Source organism: Demequina pelophila (genome assembly GCF_000971175.1).
In the GTDB taxonomy this organism is placed as follows: Bacteria; Actinomycetota; Actinomycetes; order Actinomycetales; family Demequinaceae; genus Demequina; species Demequina pelophila.
Genome location: NZ_BBLY01000004.1, coordinates 440,651 through 461,056, shown reverse-complemented (window position 1 = coordinate 461,056; position 20,406 = coordinate 440,651). Strand labels below are relative to the sequence as shown.

18 protein-coding genes are annotated in these 20,406 nt (G+C 70.6%); 2 read left to right on the top strand and 16 right to left on the bottom strand.

Features of this window, described 5'->3' with window-relative positions; translation table 11 throughout:
• The first annotated feature begins 110 nt into the window (after positions 1 to 110).
• The gene (locus AOM03_RS07815; RefSeq protein WP_062380021.1) at positions 111 to 2,894 is read left to right on the top strand and encodes an MMPL family transporter; all 2,784 of its coding nucleotides are present in this window, start codon (positions 111 to 113) and stop codon (positions 2,892 to 2,894) included.
• Positions 2,895 to 2,994: 100 nt separating this feature from the next.
• On the opposite strand, the gene smpB is transcribed toward AOM03_RS07815, so the two are convergent.
• The 9 genes from smpB to AOM03_RS07775 all read right to left on the bottom strand — a co-directional run bounded on the left by smpB (position 2,995) and on the right by AOM03_RS07775 (position 13,752).
• Positions 2,995 to 3,465 carry an SsrA-binding protein SmpB gene (gene smpB / locus AOM03_RS07810; protein ID WP_062380019.1) on the bottom strand — a complete coding sequence of 157 codons (471 nt, stop codon included), beginning with the start codon at positions 3,463 to 3,465 and terminating at the stop codon, positions 2,995 to 2,997.
• 70 nt (positions 3,466 to 3,535) lie between these two features.
• Entirely contained in the window at positions 3,536 to 4,954 is a 1,419-nt protein-coding gene (locus tag AOM03_RS07805; protein ID WP_062380017.1) for a M23 family metallopeptidase, read from the bottom strand.
• Positions 4,951 to 5,862 carry a permease-like cell division protein FtsX gene (gene ftsX / locus AOM03_RS07800; protein WP_062380015.1) on the bottom strand — a complete coding sequence of 304 codons (912 nt, stop codon included), beginning with the start codon at positions 5,860 to 5,862 and terminating at the stop codon, positions 4,951 to 4,953. The genes AOM03_RS07805 and ftsX overlap by 4 nt, the downstream gene beginning before the upstream one ends.
• Complete coding sequence (gene ftsE / locus AOM03_RS07795; protein ID WP_062380012.1) at positions 5,859 to 6,551, bottom strand: cell division ATP-binding protein FtsE; 693 nt, start codon at positions 6,549 to 6,551, stop codon at positions 5,859 to 5,861. Before ftsE ends, ftsX begins: the two co-directional genes overlap by 4 nt.
• A 241-nt stretch (positions 6,552 to 6,792) precedes the next feature.
• Complete coding sequence (gene prfB, locus AOM03_RS07790) at positions 6,793 to 7,905, bottom strand: peptide chain release factor 2 (RefSeq protein ID WP_062380011.1); 1,113 nt, start codon at positions 7,903 to 7,905, stop codon at positions 6,793 to 6,795.
• Between the two features lie 147 nt (positions 7,906 to 8,052).
• Positions 8,053 to 8,481, bottom strand: coding sequence for a hypothetical protein (locus tag AOM03_RS07785; RefSeq protein WP_062380009.1), 429 nt, complete (start codon positions 8,479 to 8,481; stop codon positions 8,053 to 8,055).
• A 676-nt stretch (positions 8,482 to 9,157) separates the two neighbouring features.
• The gene (gene adhE / locus AOM03_RS07780; protein ID WP_062380007.1) at positions 9,158 to 11,881 is read right to left on the bottom strand and encodes a bifunctional acetaldehyde-CoA/alcohol dehydrogenase; all 2,724 of its coding nucleotides are present in this window, start codon (positions 11,879 to 11,881) and stop codon (positions 9,158 to 9,160) included.
• Positions 11,882 to 12,242: 361 nt separating this feature from the next.
• Positions 12,243 to 12,371 carry an MFS transporter small subunit gene (locus tag AOM03_RS13090; RefSeq protein WP_265101851.1) on the bottom strand — a complete coding sequence of 43 codons (129 nt, stop codon included), beginning with the start codon at positions 12,369 to 12,371 and terminating at the stop codon, positions 12,243 to 12,245.
• 1 nt (position 12,372) lies between these two features.
• Positions 12,373 to 13,752, bottom strand: coding sequence for an L-lactate MFS transporter (locus tag AOM03_RS07775; RefSeq protein ID WP_062380004.1), 1,380 nt, complete (start codon positions 13,750 to 13,752; stop codon positions 12,373 to 12,375).
• A 230-nt stretch (positions 13,753 to 13,982) separates the two neighbouring features.
• On the opposite strand from AOM03_RS07775, the gene AOM03_RS07770 reads away from it, so the two are divergent.
• Positions 13,983 to 14,966 (top strand): SLAC1 anion channel family protein, encoded by a 984-nt coding sequence (locus AOM03_RS07770; protein WP_062380001.1) that lies wholly within the window; start codon positions 13,983 to 13,985, stop codon positions 14,964 to 14,966.
• A gap of 10 nt (positions 14,967 to 14,976) precedes the next feature.
• Here the strand turns inward: AOM03_RS07770 and AOM03_RS12485 are convergent, their stop codons facing one another.
• The 7 genes from AOM03_RS12485 to AOM03_RS07735 all read right to left on the bottom strand — a co-directional run bounded on the left by AOM03_RS12485 (position 14,977) and on the right by AOM03_RS07735 (position 20,383).
• Positions 14,977 to 15,432, bottom strand: coding sequence for a rhodanese-like domain-containing protein (locus AOM03_RS12485; protein WP_082092241.1), 456 nt, complete (start codon positions 15,430 to 15,432; stop codon positions 14,977 to 14,979).
• A 58-nt stretch (positions 15,433 to 15,490) separates the two neighbouring features.
• Positions 15,491 to 16,312: a pyruvate formate-lyase-activating protein gene (gene pflA / locus AOM03_RS07760; RefSeq protein WP_062379999.1), complete on the bottom strand. Its 822-nt coding sequence runs from the start codon at positions 16,310 to 16,312 to the stop codon at positions 15,491 to 15,493.
• 87 nt (positions 16,313 to 16,399) lie between these two features.
• Positions 16,400 to 18,682: a formate C-acetyltransferase gene (gene pflB / locus AOM03_RS07755; RefSeq protein ID WP_062379997.1), complete on the bottom strand. Its 2,283-nt coding sequence runs from the start codon at positions 18,680 to 18,682 to the stop codon at positions 16,400 to 16,402.
• Between the two features lie 232 nt (positions 18,683 to 18,914).
• Complete coding sequence (locus AOM03_RS07750) at positions 18,915 to 19,397, bottom strand: pilus assembly protein TadG-related protein (protein ID WP_062379995.1); 483 nt, start codon at positions 19,395 to 19,397, stop codon at positions 18,915 to 18,917.
• Positions 19,394 to 19,846, bottom strand: coding sequence for a hypothetical protein (locus AOM03_RS07745; protein ID WP_062379993.1), 453 nt, complete (start codon positions 19,844 to 19,846; stop codon positions 19,394 to 19,396). Before AOM03_RS07745 ends, AOM03_RS07750 begins: the two co-directional genes overlap by 4 nt.
• Positions 19,843 to 20,220, bottom strand: a complete 378-nt coding sequence (locus AOM03_RS07740) for a TadE/TadG family type IV pilus assembly protein (RefSeq protein WP_082092240.1) — start codon at positions 20,218 to 20,220, stop codon at positions 19,843 to 19,845. The genes AOM03_RS07745 and AOM03_RS07740 overlap by 4 nt, the downstream gene beginning before the upstream one ends.
• On the bottom strand, positions 20,198 to 20,383 hold the full coding sequence (locus AOM03_RS07735; RefSeq protein WP_062379989.1) for a hypothetical protein: 186 nt from the start codon (positions 20,381 to 20,383) through the stop codon (positions 20,198 to 20,200). Before AOM03_RS07735 ends, AOM03_RS07740 begins: the two co-directional genes overlap by 23 nt.
• Positions 20,384 to 20,406: the final 23 nt, after the last annotated feature.

Sequence of the window (20,406 nt, the reverse complement as noted above, 5' to 3'; positions counted from 1 at the left end):
TCTTCCGTCGCCGACGTACGCTGATCGCAGCCGACGCCCGCGCACCGCGCCAGGCGTCGCATCGGCGCTGACGCCGCTCCCCTTCACTCCCTGAACGGAAAGGTGCCCTCGTGGCCAACCTGCTCTACCGCATCGGCCGCTCGTCGGCGATGCGACCCCTTATCGCGATCATCGCGTGGGTGCTCGCGCTCGGGGCCGCCGGCGGCGGCTTCGTCGCGTTCGGCGGCACCCTCACCGACAGCTTCTCCATCCCGGGTCTCGAGACCGAGCGCGTCGCCAACGAGCTCTCCGAGGAGATCCAGGGACTGGACGGCGGCACCGCCAACGCCGTCTTCCAGACCACCGACGGCTCGGCGATCACCGACGAGCAGGCCGACGGCATCGCCCAGGCGCTCGCCACGGCCGAGGACACACCCTCCGTGGTGGGGATCGTGGAGCCGTTCGCCACGGAGGCGCAGATCGCCGACCAGACCGCACAGCTCGAGGACGCGCCGCAGCAGATCGCGGACGGCCGCGCGCAGGCGGAGGCCGGCCAGGCCCAGATCGACGCCGGCCGTGCGGAGCTCGAGGCCGGGCAGGCGCAGCTCGACGCGCAGCGCGAGGCGGCCGAGGCCCAGCTGGAGGCCGGTCAGGCGCAGATCGACGCCGGCCAGGAGCAGCTCGACGCGGGTCAGGCGCAGCTCGACGCCGCGATCGAGGAGGCGAAGGAGGCCGGCACGTACGAGTTCGCGCAGGCCCAGTTCGAGGCGCAGCAGGCGCAGCTCGATGCCAACCAGGCCGAGCTCGACGCCGCGCAGGAGGAGATCGACCGGGGAGTCGCCGAGCTCGACGCCGCGCAGCAGCAGATCGACGACGGCCTCGCCGAGCTCGAGGCGGCCCAGGAGGAGCTCGACGAGGGCCTCGCCGAGCTCGACGCCGCCGAGGCCGCGCTCGAGACCCGCGGCCCGCTCGCCGAGGCGGCCGCCGACATGCACTTCGTGTCGGGCGACGGCACCACCGCGCGCGGCATGATCCGCTTCGCGACCCCCATCTACGAGGTGGTCCAGGAGGACAAGACCGAGGTCATGGAGACCGTGTCCGCCAACGTGCCGGACGGCATCCGGGTGGACTTCTCCGCGGACATCGCGACCTCCGTCGAGGGCGTCATGGGCGCCGGCGAGGTCATCGGCGTGGGCCTGGCCTTCATCGTGCTGCTCGTCATGATGCGTGCGCTCCTGCCCGCCATCCAGCCGATCGTCACGTCGGTCCTGGGCGTCGGCGTGGGTGCCCTCACCGCGCTGGCGTTCTCCGGCACCGTCGAGATGTCCTCCGTCACCCCGGTCCTGGGCGTCATGCTCGGCCTCGCGGTGGGCATCGACTACTCCCTGTTCATCGTCAACCGCCACCGCAAGCAGGTGCGCGCGGGCATGAACGTCCACGAGTCCGCCGGACTCGCCAACGGCACCTCCGGCAACGCGGTGGTGTTCGCGGGCGTCACGGTGATGATCGCGCTGCTCGCCCTGAACGTCACCGGCGTGCCGTTCCTGGGCATCATGGGCACGGTCGCCGCGTTCTCGGTGCTGGTCGCGGTGCTCGTCGCCATCACCCTCACGCCCGCGGTGCTCGGCCTGCTGGGCACCCGCGTCGTCAGCCGCAAGGCCCGTGCGAGCATCGGCGCCCCCGAGCACGCGGAGCCGCCGGTCAAGCCCATGAGGACGGCGACCGCGCTGGTGGCCTTCGTCGCGGCAGCCGCCGCGCTGCTGGTCATCGCCATCCCCGCGATGTCGATGCGCCTGGGCCTGCCCGACGGCCTCCAGGAGCCCCAGGACTCCACGCAGTACGTCGCCTACACGACCATCGACCAGAAGTTCGGCGAGGGCGTGAACGGGACGCTGCTGGTGACCGCCAGGCTGCCCGAGGGCACCACCGAGCAGGAGGCGGTCGCCGCGCAGGTGGACATCGCGATGATGCTCATGGAGAACGAGGACGTCACGGTCGTCTCCCCCGCGGGAGACATGGACGATGCGGATCTCGCCACCATCGGCATCTCGGACGACTACGACTTCCTCGCATTCCAGGTGATCCCCCGCGAGGGCCCGTCGAGCGAGTCGACGGCCCAGCTGGTCCACGACCTGCGCGACCTCTCCCCCCTCGACGACGGCACCGAGATCGGCGTCGCCGGCCAGGCCAGCGGCAACATCGACGTGTCGGAGAAGCTCGACTCGGTGCTGCCCCTGTACCTGGCGATCGTGGTGGGGCTCTCTGTGGTCATCCTCATCGTCGTGTTCCGCTCGCTGCTGGTCCCGATCATCGCGACCGCCGGCTTCGTGCTGTCGCTCTTCGCGGCGTTCGGCGCGGTCACCGCGGTCTATCAGTGGGGCTGGCTCGGCTCGCTCTTCGGCGTCCACGACCCGGGCCCGGTGCTGAGCTTCCTGCCCATCCTGCTCACGGGCATCCTGTTCGGCCTCGCGATGGACTACCAGCTGTTCATCACGGTGGGTATGCGCGAGGCGTTCGCCCACGGCTCGACCGCGCGCGAGTCCGTCATGGCGGGCCTGCGCCACGGCCGCGCCGTGGTCACCGCGGCGGCGATCATCATGATCTCCGTCTTCGGCGGCTTCGTGTTCTCGCACATCGCGACCATCCGGGCGATCGGCTTCGGCCTCGCGGTGGGCGTGCTATTCGACGCGTTCCTGGTCCGCATGGTGATCGTGCCGTCGCTCATGCACCTGGTCGGCAACGCCGCCTGGTGGATGCCCGCGTGGCTCGACCGGCTGCTGCCCAACGTGGACGTCGAGGGCTCCGAGCTGGAGCGCGCGCACCCCGTGCCGCACGCGGTCGAGGGTGACGAGCCCGGAGGCGAGCACCCCGCCGGCTCCTCCACCGGGGACGATGCGGAGGCCGCCAAGGCCTGATCCCCGCCTCCCGCTTCACGCGACGAGGGCCCGCGACCGTTCGGTCGCGGGCCCTCGTCGTGTGCGGCGCTCCTGAGCGGCGGGCGCAGGAAGTGCGCGGCTAGCGATTGACGCGGCGCTGGGTGCCGAAGGCCCGCTCGGCCTCGCGCTTGTCCTGCTTCTCCCGCAGCGCCTGGCGCTTGTCGTGGAGCTTCTTGCCTCGGGCGATGCCGATCTCGAGCTTGGCGCGTCCGTTGAGGAAGTACATCCGCAGCGGGACGATCGTGAAGCCCTTCTCCCGCGTCTTGTGGAGCAGCTCGTCGATCTCGTGGGCGTGCAGCAGCAGCTTGCGCTTGCGACGCGGCGCGTGGTTGGTCCACGTGCCCTGGGAGTACTCGGGGATGTGGAGGTTCTCCGCCCAGGCCTCTCCCCCATCGACGTACACGTAGCCGTCGCCGATGGTCGCGCGCCCCTGGCGCAGCGACTTCACCTCGGTGCCGCGCAGGACGATGCCGGCCTCATAGGTGTCGTCGATGAAGAAGTCGTGGCGCGCGGCCCGGTTGTTGGCGATGACCTTGATGTCCTCGGCCATGGCTCACCTCCCGTGCGCTCGCCGATCCCGGCGACCTCCGCCGGACGCGACAGTATACCGGCGCGAAGGGTCAGCCGACGAGCGTCATCGGGTCCACCGTGGCCCCGTTGACGTACGTCTCGAAGTGCAGGTGGCAGGCGGTCGAGGTGCCGGTGTTGCCGGAGTAGCCGACCACCTGGCCCTTGCTCACCGTCTGGCCCGACCGCACGGAGAAGCTCGTGAGGTGGTTGTAGCTCGTCATGAGCACCTTGCCGCCCACGATGTCGTGGTCCAGCATCACCTGGTTGCCGAAGCCCGGCTGGTAGGTCGCCCAGATCACGGTGCCGGAGCGTGCCGCGAGGATGGGCGTGCCGCAGTAGGCCCGGAAGTCGGTGCCGGCGTGGAGCCGCCAGTACTGGAGCACCGGGTGGAAGCGCATGCCGTAGGACGACGTGATGTACTTCAGCGCCGTCGGGTACGCGAGGGCGCCCTTGGTGAGCGAGCTGCCGGTGCCGGAGCTCGTCGAGCCCGAGCTCGACGAGCCGGAGCCGGCCGCCGCGGCGGCCTCCTCCTCGGCCTTGCGCCGCGCCTCCTCCTCGGCCTTGCGGCGGGCCTCCTCCTCGCGGCGCTTGCGCTCGGCCTCCTCGGCGAGCTTCTTCTCGACCAGTTCCTTGATCTCCGCCATGACGGCGTCCTGCTTGGCGGTGAGATCGCGCTGCTGCTCGAGCACCTCGTCGCGCTTGGCCTCGAGCTCCGCGGTGATGCGCTTCTGCTCGTCGACGATGCGGTCGAGCTCGTCGCGCTTGGCCTGCGCCTCGGCCCTCAGCCGCGTGGTCAGCTCGACCAGCGCATCGGCCTCCGCCTTGAGCTCGACGATGTACTCGCGGACGGCCTCCTGGCGCGACCCGCGGTTGCGGTTGACGGCCGCGATCTCCTCGACGTCCGCGAGCGCGTTCGACTGCACGCGCGCGGCGTTGTGGTCGGCGGCGAAGCGGTCGATGAACTCCTCCGAGGTGGCGGAGCCGAACACCAGCGACAGCGCCTCGTCGTCGCCCACGCCCTGGTACTGGGCCCGGGCGAGCTCGGCGACGATGTCCTGGAGCTCGCCGATGCGATCCTCGTCGGCCTCGATCTGCTGCGTGATCGCGCGGTCCTGGGCCTCCGCCGCCTCGAGCTTGTCGGCCACCAGCTGCTGTTCCACGAGGGCGGCGTCGAGCGCCTCGGTCGCCTCGTCGAGCTCCTGCTGCGCGGCGGGGATCTTCGCCTCGGTCTCGGCGAGCTTCTTCGCGGCCTCGACGATTTCCGCGTCCGTGTTCTCGAGCGCTGCCTCGAGCTCCTCGATCTCCTTGGCGAGCTTCGTCTGGCGGTCCTTGGCGTTCGCGATGTCGTCGTCGTAGGACGACGCCTGGAACCCGCCCATCGCATCGGCGGAGGAGACCACCGAGCCCACGGCGAGCAGCAGCCCGCACACACCGGCGGCGGCGACGGCGAGGAGGCGGTTTCGGATCATGCGCGCGTGTACTTCCCGAGCGTCACGATCGAGGAGATTCCGGCGAGCGCGACCGCGATGACCAGGAGCCAGGGCGCGACGGTCCACACGTCGGCCGACCCGACATAGTCGACCCACGTCACCGACGCCTTCAGCCAATCGTCGATCATGTAGCGAACCCCCAGGTACAGCGTACCGATAGCGAGGCCCGCGCCGGTAGTGGCGGCCACGGCCCCCTCCAGCATGAACGGCATCTGGATGAGCGACCTCGAGGAGCCGACCATGCGCATGATCTGCGTCTCCCGGCGCCGGCTCAGCGCGGACAGACGGATGGTCGTGGTGATGAGCAGCATGGCGGCCACGGACATGACGGCCGCGAGCGCGGCGGCGACGATGGTCGCGGCGTTGAGGAAGCGGAACAGCTCGGAGAAGATCTCGCGCTGGTCGCGCACGGTGTCGACGCCGGGCAGGCCCTGCGTCGCATCGGCGACCACCTGGTACTGCTCCGGATCGGTGAGCTTGACGCGGAAGCTGGGCTGCATCTGCTCCGCGGTGAGCGAGCTCCAGATGCCGTCCGAGTCGTTCGCGATGAACTTCTCGTACGCCTCCTCGCGGGACTCGTAGTAGACCTCGTCCACCATGGGCTCGAGCGCGCCCTCCTCGAGGACCTCGCGGATCGCGTCCTCCTGGGCGGTGGTGACCGCGCCTTCGGCGCAGCGCTCGTTGCGGCTGGACTCCGGGCACAGGAAGATCGAGATCTCGACCTTGCCGTACCAGTCGTCCTTGAGCTGGTCGATCTGCATCTGGATGAGCGCGGCCGCGCCCACGAAGGTGAGCGACACGAACGTCACGAGCACCACGGACAGGGCCATGGTGGAGTTGCGGCGAAGGCCGTTGAAGACCTCGCCCAGGATGAACCGGAGCCTCACACCCGCTCCAATCCGTAGACGCCGCGGTCCTGGTCACGGACCACCTGGCCGCCGCGCAGCTCGATGACGCGCTTGCGCATCTGGTCGACGATCTCGTCGTCGTGCGTCGCCATGAGCACCGTGGTGCCCGTGCGGTTGATGCGGTCCAGCAGGCGCATGATGCCCACGGAGGTGCCCGGGTCGAGGTTTCCGGTCGGCTCGTCGCAGAGCAGGATGGGCGGGTGGTTGACGAACGCGCGCGCGATCGCCACGCGCTGCTGCTCGCCTCCCGACAGCTCGTGCGGCATGCGCCGCTCCTTGCCCGCGAGTCCCACGAGCTCGAGCATCTCCGGCACCGTCGTCTGGATGTGGTGGCGCGACTTGCCGATCACCTGCAGCGCGAACGCCACGTTCTGGTACACCGTCTTGTTGGGCAGCAGGCGGAAGTCCTGGAACACCGCGCCGATCTCGCGGCGCAGGTGCGGCACGCGCCAGGCGGACAGCTTGTTGAGGTGCCGCCCCGCCACGTAGACGTCGCCACCCGTGGGTCGCTCCTCGCGCAGGATGAGCTTGAGGAAGGTGGACTTGCCGGAGCCGGACGAGCCGACGAGGAACACGAAGTCCCCCCGCTCGATCTCCACCGAGGCGGAGTCGAGCGCCGGCCGGGCGCCGCGCTTGTACACCTTGGTGGCGTTGTCGAATCGAATCATGAGGCGGTGTGCGGCACGAGGGGTAGGACCCGTGCCTCCACAGCATGGTAGGAGCGCGCGGTCCCGGCCCGGGGGCAGGCGCGCCGCCCCCGTCCGTGACCATTTCGTCACACAGGCCCGCTACCCGGACACTCCGCACGGATTGAGGCGCGACGCGCGGGACGGCGACCCGCGCATCGTCCCTGGACACGGCGTGTCGCCGGACACTCCGTGCGGGGTGTCCGGTGAGGCGGGGCCGGGGTCAGTCCTGCTGGGCCTGCTGCTGGCGGCGCCAGCGGATGCCGGCGTCGATGAAGCCGTCGAGGTCGCCGTCGAAGACGGTGGCGGGGTTGCCGGACTCGTAGCCGGTGCGCAGGTCCTTGACCAGCTGCTGGCCGTAGAGGAAGTACGAGCGCATCTGGTCGCCCCAGCTCGCCTTGATGTCGCCGGCGAGCTCCTTCTTCTGCGCGGCCTCCTCCTCCTTCTTGAGCATGAGGAGACGCGACTGGAGCACGCGCATGGCGGCGGCGCGGTTCTGGATCTGCGACTTCTCGTCCTGCATCGAGACGACGATGCCGGTGGGAAGGTGGGTGAGGCGCACCGCCGAGTCGGTGGTGTTGACCGACTGGCCGCCCGGGCCGGACGAGCGGAACACGTCCACCTTGATCTCCGCCTCGGGCACGTCGATGTGGTCGGTGGACTCGATCTCCGGGACCACCTCGACGGCCGCGAACGACGTCTGGCGCTTGTCCGCCGAGCCGAACGGGCTGATGCGCGCGAGGCGGTGCGTGCCCGCCTCGACGGACATGGTGCCGAAGGCGTACGGCGCCTTCACCTCGAAGGTCGCGGACTTGATGCCGGCGCCCTCCGCGTACGAGGTGTCGAGCACCTTGGTCGCGTAGCCGTGACGCTCGGCCCAGCGCAGGTACATGCGCAGCAGCATCTCCGCGAAGTCGGTGGCGTCGTCGCCGCCGGCGCCGGAGCGGATGGTGACCACCGCGTTGCGCTCGTCCCACTCCCCCGTCATGAGGGTGCGGACCTCCATCGCCGCGAGGTCCTTCTTGAGGACCTCGAGCTCGGACTCGGCCTCCGCGAGGGTGTCCTCGTCCTCGCCCTCGGTGCCCAGCTCGACCAGCACCTCGAGATCGTCGATGCGCGAGCCCATGCGCGTGAGGCGCTCCAGCTCCGCGTTCGCCTGGCTGAGCTGGCTGGTAACCGCCTGGGCGTTCTCCTGGTCGTCCCACAGGTCCGGCGCGGCGGCCTGCTCCTCGAGCGCCGCGATGCGCTGCTTGAGCGTCGCGGGGTCGGTCACCGCCTCGATCTGGGAGAAGGTGGAGCGCAGGTGCGAGATCTCAACGGGAAAGTCGGCGGTCACGAGGAGTCAGTCTAGTCGGGACGGGTCCGGGGGTCCCGCCGGCGGGGTGTCCCGGGCCGATGCGGAGGCCGGGTTCCGGTGGCGGGCCGGGTTCCGGTGGCGGGCCGGGTTCCGGCGGAGGGCCGGGGTCCGGCGGAGGGCCGGGCGCTACTCGGCGTCGTGGAGTCCGTCGACCCAGGCGGTGATGGCGCCCGCCTGCTCGTCGATCCACGCCCGGGCGTCCTGGCTGTGCTCGTCGAGCCACCGCTCGATGTGGGCCCGCGCATCGTCCATCGCGTCGCCGAGGCCTTCGATCCAGTCCTCGGCCTTGCCCTCGACCGCCTCGCGGCCGCGCTCCTCCACCCAGTGCTCGCCCTCGGCGACGGCGCGCTCGACCTCGTCGGCCGCATCGTCCGCCCACTCCTCGACCCGCTCGGTCCACTGCTCGAGCTCCTGCTCCCACCGGTCCGCGTCGGTGTCCGCGGCGTCGGCCTCGTCGCGGTCCGGCGCGCAGGCGGCGAGCGCTGCCACGAGCGCGGCGGCGCCGGCGATCGCGCCGACGCGCGTGGCGAGGCGGCGGACGGTGGGCGGGGTCATGGCGGTCCTCTCGGGGGTCGCTTCGGGGATCCGATGCGGTGGTTCAACGCGTGCGGTCGGCGCCGGGTTCCCTCTCCGGCGGGGCTACCGCTGGCGGTGCCACCAGCTCGGATGTCGGACTCTTCTCTGCATCGTCCGCCATACGGGTTGGCGTGAGCACGTATGGCGGATGAACCCGCGCATCGTCCGTCACAGGGGAGGCGCGGCGCAGCCCGGACACGCACCAGGGCCGCGACCCTCGTCCTCCGCGGGGGGGCGGGCGCAAGTGGCGGCATCGGTGGCAGGACGGGCGCCCCATCTCCAGCACCGGCACCGGCACCGTCACGGCCACTCCCGCCGCGGCTACCGGGGGCTCGGATGTCGGACTCTTCGCCGCATCGTCCGCCATACGTGCCCGGGCCGACCCGCATGACGGACAAACCCGCGCATCGTCCGTCACACGGGAGGCACGGCAGGCGGGAGGCGCGGCGGGCGGGAGGCGCGGCGGGCGGGAGGCGCGGCGGGCGGTGGGCGGCGGCGGGCGGCGGGCGCAGGTGCAGGCGTAGGCGCGGGGTGAGCACGGGCACCGGCACAGGCACAGCCCGGACACGCATCAGGGCCCCGACCCTCGTCCTCAGTGGACGGGATCGGGGCCCTGTGCGAGCGGCGCGACCGTCAGTCGGTCGGGCCGGTCAGGTTACTTCTTGGTCGCGGCCTTCTTGGCGGGCGCCTTCTTGGCGGCGGCCTTGGGGGCCTCCTCCGTCTTGCGGCCGGCCTTGACCTCGTCCCACGTGGTGCCGAAGTACGCGGCCTCCATCATGATCTTCATGTCCTCGAGGATGGGCAGACGCGGGTTGGCGGGGGCGCACTGGTCCGCGTAGGCGTTCATCGCGAGGGTGTCGAGCGACGCCATGAAGTCGGCCTCGTCGACGCCGACCTCCTGGAAGGACGCCTCGATGTTGACCGCGGCGCGCAGCTCCTCGACGGCCTTCGCGTAGGACTCGACGCCCTCCTCGGGGGTCGAGGCCGGCAGACCGAGCATCTTCGCGATGTCCTGGTAGCGCTCCGGCGCGACGTACGACTCCGCCTTGGGCCACGACGTGGGCTTGGTGGGAACCTTGCCGTTGTAGCGGATCACGTGCGGGAGGTAGATCGCGTTGGTGCGGCCGTGCGCGACGTGGAACGTCGAGCCGGTCACGTGCGACATGGCGTGCACGAGGCCCAGGAACGCGTTGGCGAACGCCATACCGGCGATCGTCGCGGCGTTGTGCATCTTCTCGCGGGCCTTCATCGCGTCGGGGCCGTTGTTGACCGACTCGGCGATGTACTCGAAGACCATCTTGATGGCCTGCAGGGCGAGGCCGTCGGTGAAGTCGTTCGCGTAGACCGAGACGTACGCCTCGGTGGCGTGCGTCAGGGCATCCATGCCGGAGTCGGCGGCCACGCGCGACGGGAGCGCCGCGGTGAGGACCGGGTCAACGATCGCGACGTGCGGGGTGAGCGCGTAGTCGGCGAGCGGGTACTTGCGGCCGTTCTCGGGGTCGGAGATGACCGCGAACGGGGTGACCTCGGAGCCGGTGCCCGACGTGGTCGGGATGCAGACGAGCTTGGCGAGGTCGCCCAGCTTCGGGAACTGGAACGCGCGCTTGCGGACGTCGAAGAACTTCTCCTTGAGGTCGGAGAAGTTGGTCTCCGGGTGCTCGTAGAGCAGCCACATGACCTTGGCGGCGTCCATGGGCGAGCCACCGCCGACGGCGATGATGGTGTCCGGCTTGAACGCGCGGAGGGTCTCGGCGCCCTTGCGGACGGTCGCGACGCTCGGCTCGGGCTCGACGTTGTCGATGATCTGGACCGACACGTTGTTCGAGCGGCGGTTCAGGACGTCCAGGACCTTGTCGACGATGCCGATGCGGGTCATGGTCGCGTCGGTGATGATCGTGACGCGCTCGACGGCGTTCATGTCGTGCAGGTACTGGATCGCGTTCGGCTCGAAGTAGGTCTTCGCCGGAACCTTGAACCACTGCATGTTGTTGTTCCTCCGGCCGATGCGCTTCACGTTGATCAGGTTGACGGCGGTGACGTTCGCGGACACCGAGTTGCGACCGTACGAGCCGCAGCCGAGCGTGAGCGACGGCATGAAGGCGTTGTAGATGTCGCCGATGCCGCCGTGCGACGACGGCGAGTTGACGATGATGCGGACGGCCTTGCAGCGCTTGCCGAACTCGCGGATGAGCTCGTCGTCGGTCGCGTGGATCGCGGCCGAGTGGCCCAGGCCGTTGAACTCGACCATGCGCTCGGCGTAGTCGAGGCCCTGCTCGGTCGACTCGGACTTGAGGACGGCGAGCACCGGCGCGAGCTTCTCGCGGGTGAGGGGCTCGTCGACGCCCACGGTCGAGACCTCGGCGAGGATGATCGAGGTCTCCTCCGGGACGGAGAAGCCGGCCTGCTCGGCGATCCACTGCGGGGTCTTGCCGACCACGTTCGGGTTGAGCTTGGCGCCGGCGCAGTTCTCGCCGAAGGCCTGGGTGCCGAAGATGAAGTCCTCGAGCTTGGCCTTCTCGTCGGGGGTGGCCTTGTAGGCGTGGAGGCGGTCGAAGAGCGACAGCGCCTCGTCGTAGATCTCCGCGTCGAGGATGACGGCCTGCTCCGAGGCGCACACCATGCCGTTGTCGAACGCCTTCGAGATCACCAGGTCGTTGATCGAGCGCTTGAGGTTGGCCGACTTGTGCACGTAGGCGGGCACGTTGCCCGCGCCGACGCCCAGGGCGGGCTTGCCGCACGAGTACGCGGCCTTGACCATCGCGTTACCACCGGTCGCGAGGATGAGCGCGACGCCGTCGTGGTTCATCAGGGTGTTGGTGCCCTCGATCGAGGGGGTCTCGACCCACTGGATGCAGTTCTCGGGGGCGCCGGCCTCGATCGCGGCGTCGCGCACGATCTTCGCGGCGGCCACGGAGGACTTCTGGGCGCTCGGGTGGAACGCGAAGATGATCGGGTTGCGGGTCTTCAGCGCGATGAGCGACTTGAAGATCGCGGTCGAGGTCGGGTTGGTCACGGGGGTGACACCGGCGACGACGCCGACGGGCTCCGCGATCTCGATGATGCCCTTGATCGGGTCCTCGTTGATCACGCCGACCGTCTTCATCTCGGCCATCGAGTGGGTCACGTGCTCGCACGCGAAGATGTTCTTGACGGCCTTGTCCTCGAACACGCCGCGGCCGGTCTCCTCGACCGCGAGAACGGCGAGCTCGCCGTGCTGGTTCAGGGCGGCCACCGAGGCCTTCTTGACGAAGAGGTTGACGTCGTCCTGCGTCACGTTCGCGTAGGCCTTCAGAGCCTGCTGCGCGTTCGCGACGAGTGCGTCAATGGCGTCGGCGACGGAGGTCTCCGCAGCCTTGCTCTCCGGGGCGGTGGTAGTCATCTCTAGATTCGCTCCTCTGGCATGGGTTCCGGCCCCCTCCGGGCCTCGATCCCGTTCGTTCACGTTACGCCGGAATAGTGGCGTTATGCCTGGGCGAAGGTCCCGGGGACCATGGGCCCAGACGCCGGATCCGCCTGCCGCGACAGCGACAAACAGGGCGCCCTACCAGGGACTTCGCTCGAACGCGACGATGCCACCCGGCGGCCGTGCGCCCATGACACTGTTATACCCCAGCCCCGGCGGGCGCGGGCGGGCGGCCGGTGTTTCGCGCACCTGCCTGCGGTGTCGCGCATCGGCACCCGGACGCGCCGCGGGGCCGGCACCCCGAAGGATGCCGGCCCCGCGTGGAGAGCGTCGGGCGTCAGCCCGTGAAGAGCGCGATCGCGTCGACGACGGTCGAGCCGATGCCGAAGGCGAGGCCCGTGCCGACGAGCACCCACAGCACGACGGCGAGCGGGTTGCCGACGCGCGGCTGCGTCTGCTTGTCCATGTCACACCTCCTTCGTGGCGGCGACGAGCGGCTGCTCGGAGGCGTCGTCCGCGACGGGCGCCGGCGCGGCGGGCTTCTCGTGCCACTTGGCGGCGACGGGACGGACCAGGAGGTTGGCGACGAAGCCGACCACCAGGATGCCCGCCATCACCAGCATCGACGGGCGGTACAGGTCCGCCCCCTCGAGGCCCTGCGCCTCGAGCGCGTCGATGACGGAGTTGATGATGAGCGGGCCGGCGACACCGGCGGCGGACCACGCGGTGAGCAGGCGGCCGTGGATGGCGCCCACCTCGAACTCGCCGAAGACGTCCTTGAGGTACGCGGGGATGGTGGAGAAGCCGCCGCCGTAGAACGTGATGATGAGGACGACGAGCGGCACGAACAGGCCGATCGCGACGGGACCGAAGAAGGCGACGCCCGCGTAGGCGACGGCGCCGACGCCCAGGTACATCATGTAGGTCGCCTTGCGGCCGATGACGTCGGAGAAGCTCGACCAGCCGATGCGGCCGCCCATGTTGGCGAGCGACAGGAGGCCCACGAAGCCCGCGGCCGCGGCCGCGGACACGGCCGGGAAGTAGTCCTCGACCATGGGCTTGGCGTTCTCGAGGATGCCGATGCCGGCGGTGACGTTGGTGAACAGCACCACCCACAGCAGCCAGAACGGCAGGGTCTTGATCGCGTTCTTGGCGGACACCTGGCCGCCGCTCGACAGCGCCTTGCCGTGCTGCTTGGGCACCCAGCCCTCGGGCTTCCAGCCCTTCTCCGGGACGCGGATGACGGCCGCGCCGAGCAGCATGAGCACCGCGTAGATCGCGCCGAGCGTCAGGTAGGTGCCCACCAGGCCGTCGGCCTCGACGCCGTTGCCGTAGAAGTCGAGCAGGAACTGCGACAGGGGCGCGGCGAGCAGCGCGCCGCCGCCGAAGCCCATGATCGCGAGACCCGTGGCGAGGCCCGGACGGTCCGGGAACCACTTGATGAGCGTGGACACCGGGGAGATGTAGCCCAGGCCCAGGCCGATGCCGCCGACGACGCCGTAGCCGACGTACACCACCCACAGCTGACCGACGGAGACGCCGAGCGCGGCGAGCGCGAAGCCCGACACCCACGCGGCGGCGGAGATCACCATGGTCTTGCGCGGGCCGTGCTTCTCCATCCAGCGGCCGCCGAACGCGGCCGACAGGCCGAGCATGACGATCGAGATGGAGAAGATGACGCCGATCTGCGTGTTCGAGGCGTCGAAGCTCTCGCGCAGTGCGTCCTTGAGGACCGAGTAGGCGTAGACCTGCCCGATGGAGAGGTGAACGGCGAGCGCGGCGGGCGGCACGAGCCACCGGTTGTAGCCGGCGGGCGCGACGGTGCGTTCGCGGTCGAGGATGGACATCTATGGACTTCCTTTCAAGGGCGCCTCTGCCCCCATTTCGGCCATGGTCGCGCGCCCGCGGCCGTCCGATTTGGGACTTCGGTCACGGTTGCGGGACTTGGGTCACGGCCCCGTGCGGGGCCGGAGCCGCGAGGTGACCGACCTCACAGGCCGACGCCCCTGGTGCGTCTAGGGTGGCGGGCGAGGCACCCCGCCCCCGCCACCGCCCGCTCGCGCGTCGAAGGAGCGCCATGACCGCACCGGCCACCACCGCATCGTCCGAGAACTCGCTCGCCCACCTCCCGGTGGGCATCTTCGCGATCATCATGGGCGGCGGGGGCACCGCCGTCGCGTGGCACAGGGCGGTCGAGACGTTCGGCTGGCGCCTCCACGTGGGCAATGCGCTCGCGTGGGTGAGCCTCGCGGTCCTCGCGGTCGCGCTGGTCGCCTACGGCGCCAAGGCGGTCCGGCACCCGCGCGCGGTGGCCGACGAGTGGTCCCACCCGGTCAAGGCGGCCTTCGTCGCGTCCCTGCCGGCGGCGATGATGGTGCTCGCGGTCGCCTTCCTGCCGATCGCGGAGCGGCTGTCCGCGGGCCTGTGGTGGACGGCCGCGGCGACGCAGTTCGTCCTGACCGTCGCGATCATGCGCACGTGGATCGCGGACGCCCGCATCCGCGCCACGCACGTCCATCCCGCCTGGTTCATCCCCATCGCCGGCAATCTGCTGGCGCCGCTCGCGGGCGTCGCCCACGCGCCGGAGGAGATCAGCTGGTACTTCTTCGGCGTCGGGGTGATGTTCTGGCTGGGCCTGCTGCCCGTGGTCCTCAACCGCCTCTTCGTCGAGGGCGTGGTGCCGCCGCGCCTCGCGCCCACGCTCGCGATCCTCATGGCACCGCCCGCCGTCGCCTCGTCCGCGTGGGTGCGCCTGGGCGGCTCGTGGGACGACCCGCTCGCCTCCATGCTGCTGGGCGTCGTGATCTTCCAGCTCGCGCTGCTCGCCTCGCAGGCGAACGCCCTGGCCCGTACCCCCTTCGCCGTCAGCGCCTGGGCGTACGTCTTCCCGCTGGCGGCCGCCGCCTCGGCGCTGTTCGCGGCTCGACTGGACGGCGCCACCGTGTTCGCGGCGTGGGTGGGCGGCGTCGCCCTCACCGCGGCGACCGCGCTCGTGATCGCGCTCGGGTGGCGCACCGGCGTCGCGATCTCCCGGGGCGAGCTCACGCGCCCGGAGGGGTGAGGTCGGAGCGTCAGCCGGTGACCACGTCGCCGGTCCAGGCGACGATGCCGCCCTCGAGACCGACCGTGTGCGCGATCCCCTGCTCCGTCATGACGTCGATCGCGGCGCGCGAGCGGTTGGCGGAGCGGCAGTAGACCGCGTAGTCCGCCTCGGGGTCGAGCGCGGCGACGTTCTGGGCGAACGTCGCGGAGTTGATGTCGATGTTGAGCGCGCCGGGCAGGTGCCCGGAGGCGAACTCCTCGGGGGTGCGCACGTCGATCAGCACGACGCCGGGAGCGTCGAGCGCCGCGACGAAGGCCTCCTGATCGACGTGGGCGCCGTCGAAGGCCACGGCGACCGGCGCATCGGCCGCGGCCTCGACCGCCGCGACGTCGGCGGGGGCGTCGGCGTCGCCCGAGCAGCCCGCCAGCGCGGGGGCGAGGAGGAGCAGGGAGCCGGCGAGGGTGGGGACGATGCGTCGGTTCATGGCCGCCACTATACCCCAGGGGGTATCGGGCGCGCCATGGTCCCTCGCCGGCACCGCGCTACTTGACGTTGATGCCGCGCGCGGCGAACTGGCCCTTGACGCGGTCGATGAGCTCCTTGCCCGGGGGCTGGACCTCGCCCAGCAGGTACGGCTCCCCCGTCGCGGTCCACTTGTCCCGGCCCAGCTGGTGGAACGGGAGCACCTCGAGGCGCTCGACGCCGTCCAGGGTCGCGACGAAGTCCGCGATCGCGTCCACGTTCTCCACCGCATCGGTCAATCCCGGGACCAGGACGAACCGGATCCACATGGTCTTGCCCTTGTCCGACAGGCGCCGCGCGAAGTCCAGCGTCGGCTGGAGCGGACGGCCGGTGACGCGCTTGTAGACCTCGGGGATGCCGGACTTGATGTCGAGCAGCGTGAGGTCGACGTAGTTGAGGTCGTCGTCGCTCAGGCGCGCGCCCAGCAGCCCGGCCGTGTCGAGCGCGGTGTGGATGTCGAGGTCCTTGCAGCGGCGGAAGATGTTCATGACGAACTTCGACTGCAGCAGCGGCTCCCCGCCGGAGATGGTGAGGCCGCCGCCGGTGACCTTCATGATGGTCGCGTAGCGGGTGACGCGCTCCATCACCTCGTCGACTGTGTGGCGCTTGCCGTCGCGCATGTACCAGGTGTCGGGGTTCTGGCAGTACTGGCAGCGCATCCCGCAGCCGGCCAGGAAGAGGGTCATGCGCGTGCCCGGGCCGTCGGCGCCGGTGACCAGGTCCCAGGAGTGGACGGATCCGGTCTGGAAGTCGCGGATCCGCTCGGACGCGGCGACCTCCTCGTCCGCGATCTCCATGGGCGGGGTGGGCATGAGCTCGACGGGCACAGAATTCTCGGTCATGTAGGGACCTCCTCGTTCGAGTGTAGAGAACGAGGCGCCCCGCCCCCGCACGGATGCGGGGGCGGGGCGCCTCGGTGAGAGCGGTCCTTACAGGCCGGCGTGGAACGTGCGCGAGAGCACGTCCATCTGCTGCTCGCGGGTCAGACGCACGAAGTTCACGGCGTAGCCCGACACGCGGATGGTGAGCTGCGGGTACTTCTCCGGGTTCTCCATCGCGTCCTCGAGCACCTCGCGGTTGAGGACGTTGACGTTCACGTGGAAGCCCTTCGACACGTTGTACGCGTCGAGGATGCCCACCAGGTTCTTGACCTGCTCGTCACGGTCGCGACCGAGGCCCGAGGGCACGATCGAGGTCGTGAGCGAGATGCCGTCCTCGGCCTGCTCGTAGGGGAGCTTCGCGACCGACAGCGCCGACGCCAGCACACCGTGCACGTCGCGGCCGTTCATCGGGTTCGCGCCCGGGGAGAACGGCTCGCCGGAGCGGCGGCCGTCGGGCGTGTTGCCGGTGTGCTTGCCGTACACCACGTTCGAGGTGATGGTGAGCACCGACTGCGTGTGCTTCGAGTTGCGGTAGGTGGGCTGCTTGCGCACCTTCTCCATGAAGCGGGTGACCAGGTCCACGGCGATCGAGTCGACGGAGTCGTCGTCGTTGCCGTAGCACGGGAACTCGCCCTCGACCTCGTAGTCCACCGCGAGGCCGGTCTCGTCGCGCACGGGGCGCACCTTGGCGTGCTTGATGGCCGACAGCGAGTCCGCCGTCACCGACAGGCCGGCGATGCCGCAGGCCATGGTGCGGAGGATGGTGCGGTCGTGCAGCGCCATCTCGATGCGCTCGTAGGCGTACTTGTCGTGCATGAAGTGGATGCAGTTGAGGGCGTCCACGTAGGTCTCGGCGAGCCAGTCGAGCAGCTTGTCGTACGCGGCCATGACCTGGTCGAAGTCGAGGACCTCGTCCGTGATGGGCGCGGAGACCGGGGCGACCTGCTTGCCCGAGTTCTCGTCGCGGCCACCGTTGATCGCGTACAGCAGGGCCTTCGCCAGGTTGACGCGGGCACCGAAGAACTGCATCTGCTTGCCGACCTCCATGGCGGAGACGCAGCACGCGATGGCCGCGTCGTCACCGCACACGGGGCGGATGAGCTCGTCGGACTCGTACTGGATGGCCGACGTGTCGATCGACACCTTGGCGCAGTAGTCCTTGAAGCCCTGGGGCAGGCGGTCCGACCAGAAGACGGTGAGGTTCGGCTCGGGGGCGGGGCCGATGTTGTACAGCGTCTGCAGGTAGCGGAACGAGGTGCGGGTCACCAGCGGGCGACCGTCCTTGCCGATGCCGCCGATGGTCTCGGTGACCCAGGTCGGGTCGCCCGAGAACAGGGCGTCGTACTCCGGGGTGCGCAGGAAGCGGACGATGCGCAGCTTGATGACGAAGTCGTCGATGATCTCCTGCGCCTGCTCCTCGGTGAGGACGCCGGCGGCGATGTCGCGCTCGATGAAGATGTCGATGAAGGTCGAGGTGCGGCCCAGCGACATGGCGGCGCCGTTCTGCTCCTTGACCGCGGCGAGGTACGCGAAGTACAGCCACTGGACGGCCTCACGGGCGTTCGTCGCGGGGCCCGAGATGTCGAAGCCGTAGCCGGCCGCCATCTGCTTGAGCTCCTTGAGCGCCTTGATCTGCTCCGAGTTCTCCTCGCGGTCGCGAATGATGTCCTCGGTCGAGCGCTCCATGTCGAGCTCCATGCGCTCGAGCTTCTTGCCCTCGATGAGCGCGTCGACGCCGTACAGGGCGACGCGGCGGTAGTCACCGATGATGCGGCCGCGGCCGTAGGCGTCCGGGAGACCGGTGACGATGTGCGACGAGCGGGCCGCGCGGACGTTCGGCGGGTACGCGTCGAAGACGCCGTCGTTGTGGGTCTTGCGGTACTTGGTGAAGATCTCCTCGAGCTCCGGCTTCACGGGGTAGCCGTAGGTCTCGAGCTCCTTGACGACCATGCGCCAGCCGCCGAACGGCATGATGGCGCGCTTCAGCGGAGCGTCGGTCTGGAGGCCGACGATGATCTCGTTGTCCTTGTCGATGTAGCCCGGCGCGTGCGCGGTGATCGACGCGGGGGTCTCGAAGTCGACGTCGTAGACGCCCTTCTCGCGCTCCTCCGGGAACATCGCCGAGAGCTTGTCCCACACGGCGGTGGTGCGCTCGGTCGCGCCGGCGAGGAACGAGTCGTCGCCCTCGTAGGGCTCGTAGTTCAGCTGGATGAAGTCACGGACGTCGACCGCGTCGCACCAGTCGCCGGTGCGGAAGCCGCGCCACGCCTGCGAGCGGGGGTCGCCCTCCTCCGGCTGAATGGTGTCGTTGTTGACGGCTTCAGTAGTCATGGCCTGGTCTCCCTCTCCCTGTGGATGATGGCCTGGGGTGAGCCCCTGAGGGCTCTGTGGCTGTTGCCATTGGTGCCACGGTACGACCGGGGCCCTGACCCCATACGGGACCTAGTGCCCCGAGTTCGGTGACGGTGTTATCACGGAGTGCTCGAATACGGGGGTGGGTACCCTCGCGGCCACTCGTGGGAACCACGTTACGCGCGCTCGCCCGGCCCTGCGACCGCGGCCGTCAGCCGCCCGTGATGCGTGCCGCCGCGGCTGTGCGCAGGTCCACGGTCCCGGGCAGCCACGCCAGGTCGAGGACGAGCGGGCTGCGCAGGCTCGCCTCCACGACCACCGCGCCGTCCGCCCGGATCTCGACGCTCTCGACTCGGGCCTCCCCGAGCCCCTCGCGCAGGGACGATGCACGGAAGTGGGTGCGCGCCTCGTCGTCGGCCCGGTCGTGGGACAGGTGGGGAGCGGCCGGGTCGAGCGTGCCGGCGTAGTAGGCGTCCGCGTCGATGGCGTCCGCGGCCGCGAGCGCGGCCTCATCCGCCGCGTGGGCCAGGCGCATCCTCTGGAGCTGGAGGTGCGTGGCGGCGGCGACGGTCAGCACGAGCGCCAGCACCAGCGCGACGAGGCCGATCACGACGACCGCGACGGAGCCCTCGTCGTCGGTGGGCCTGCCGCGGCGCGCGGCGGGCGCGCGGCGGCGGCCCTCCGGGGCGGTCATGGCGCCACGCCCTCGACCGGGCTCGCCGCCGAGGCCGCGACGGTCACCTCGAGGGGCAGGACGCCGCGCGCGAACGCGGGCACGCCGGGCAGCGGGACGGCCACGGTGACGGCGGCCTCGACCACGGAGGCGGGCTCGAGGCACGCCGGGTCGCACGTCAGTTCCACGGCCACCGCGTCCGCGGGGACGCCGAAGTCCTCGGCGACGAGGCGCGCGGCGGCAATCCCCGCATCGTCCATGGCCGTGCCGACGCGCGCGCCGTCGACGGCCGCGGCGGTGCCGGCGAGCACGGCCGCGCGCGCAGCGGCGTAGGCCCCGGACTCCGCCGCGTAGGCGCCCGCCTGGACGCGGCCGAGCGCGAGCACCAGGTAGAGCGTGGGGATCAGCAGCAGGAGCGTGAGCGCGACGGCCTCGACGGTGAGGGAGCCGCGGTCGTCGGTGCGTCTCATGGTGCGGCCCCCTCGAGGACGCCGCGCGCCGCGACCTCGATGGCCCCCGCGGACCACACGCCCAGCACGGGGGCCGGCGCGCGCATCGTCACCCGGACCCCCGGCAGGCCGCCCACCGCGACGTCCTCGACCTCGACGGTCGCCGCGGCGCCCACGCCCGCCGCGCACGCGTCGGCGCGGCCGACCGCGTCGTGGGCGGTGGCCGCGACGGCGGCCGCGCGGGCGGCCTGGGAGGCGCAGGCGAGCAGGGTGTGGCGCACGTGCAGGGTGAGCGCGAGCTGCATGAGCCCGAGCACCACGACCAGCACGAAGGCCGTCACCAGCACGAACTCGACGGGCGCGCTCCCCCGCTCAGCCTCCGGTGACCGATTCAAGGGCGGTGGTGAACAGCTCGCTGAGCGCGGGCCCCGCGAGCGCCCACAGCGTGGCGACCAAGCCGGCGCTCATCAACGTGATGAGCACCCAGCCGGGCACGTCTCCGCGGTCGTCGAGTTCCAGGCGCCGTCCGTGGCGCTCGATCGTTGCTTCCTGGTCCATCTCTCCCCCTTCGTCGCGTGGCG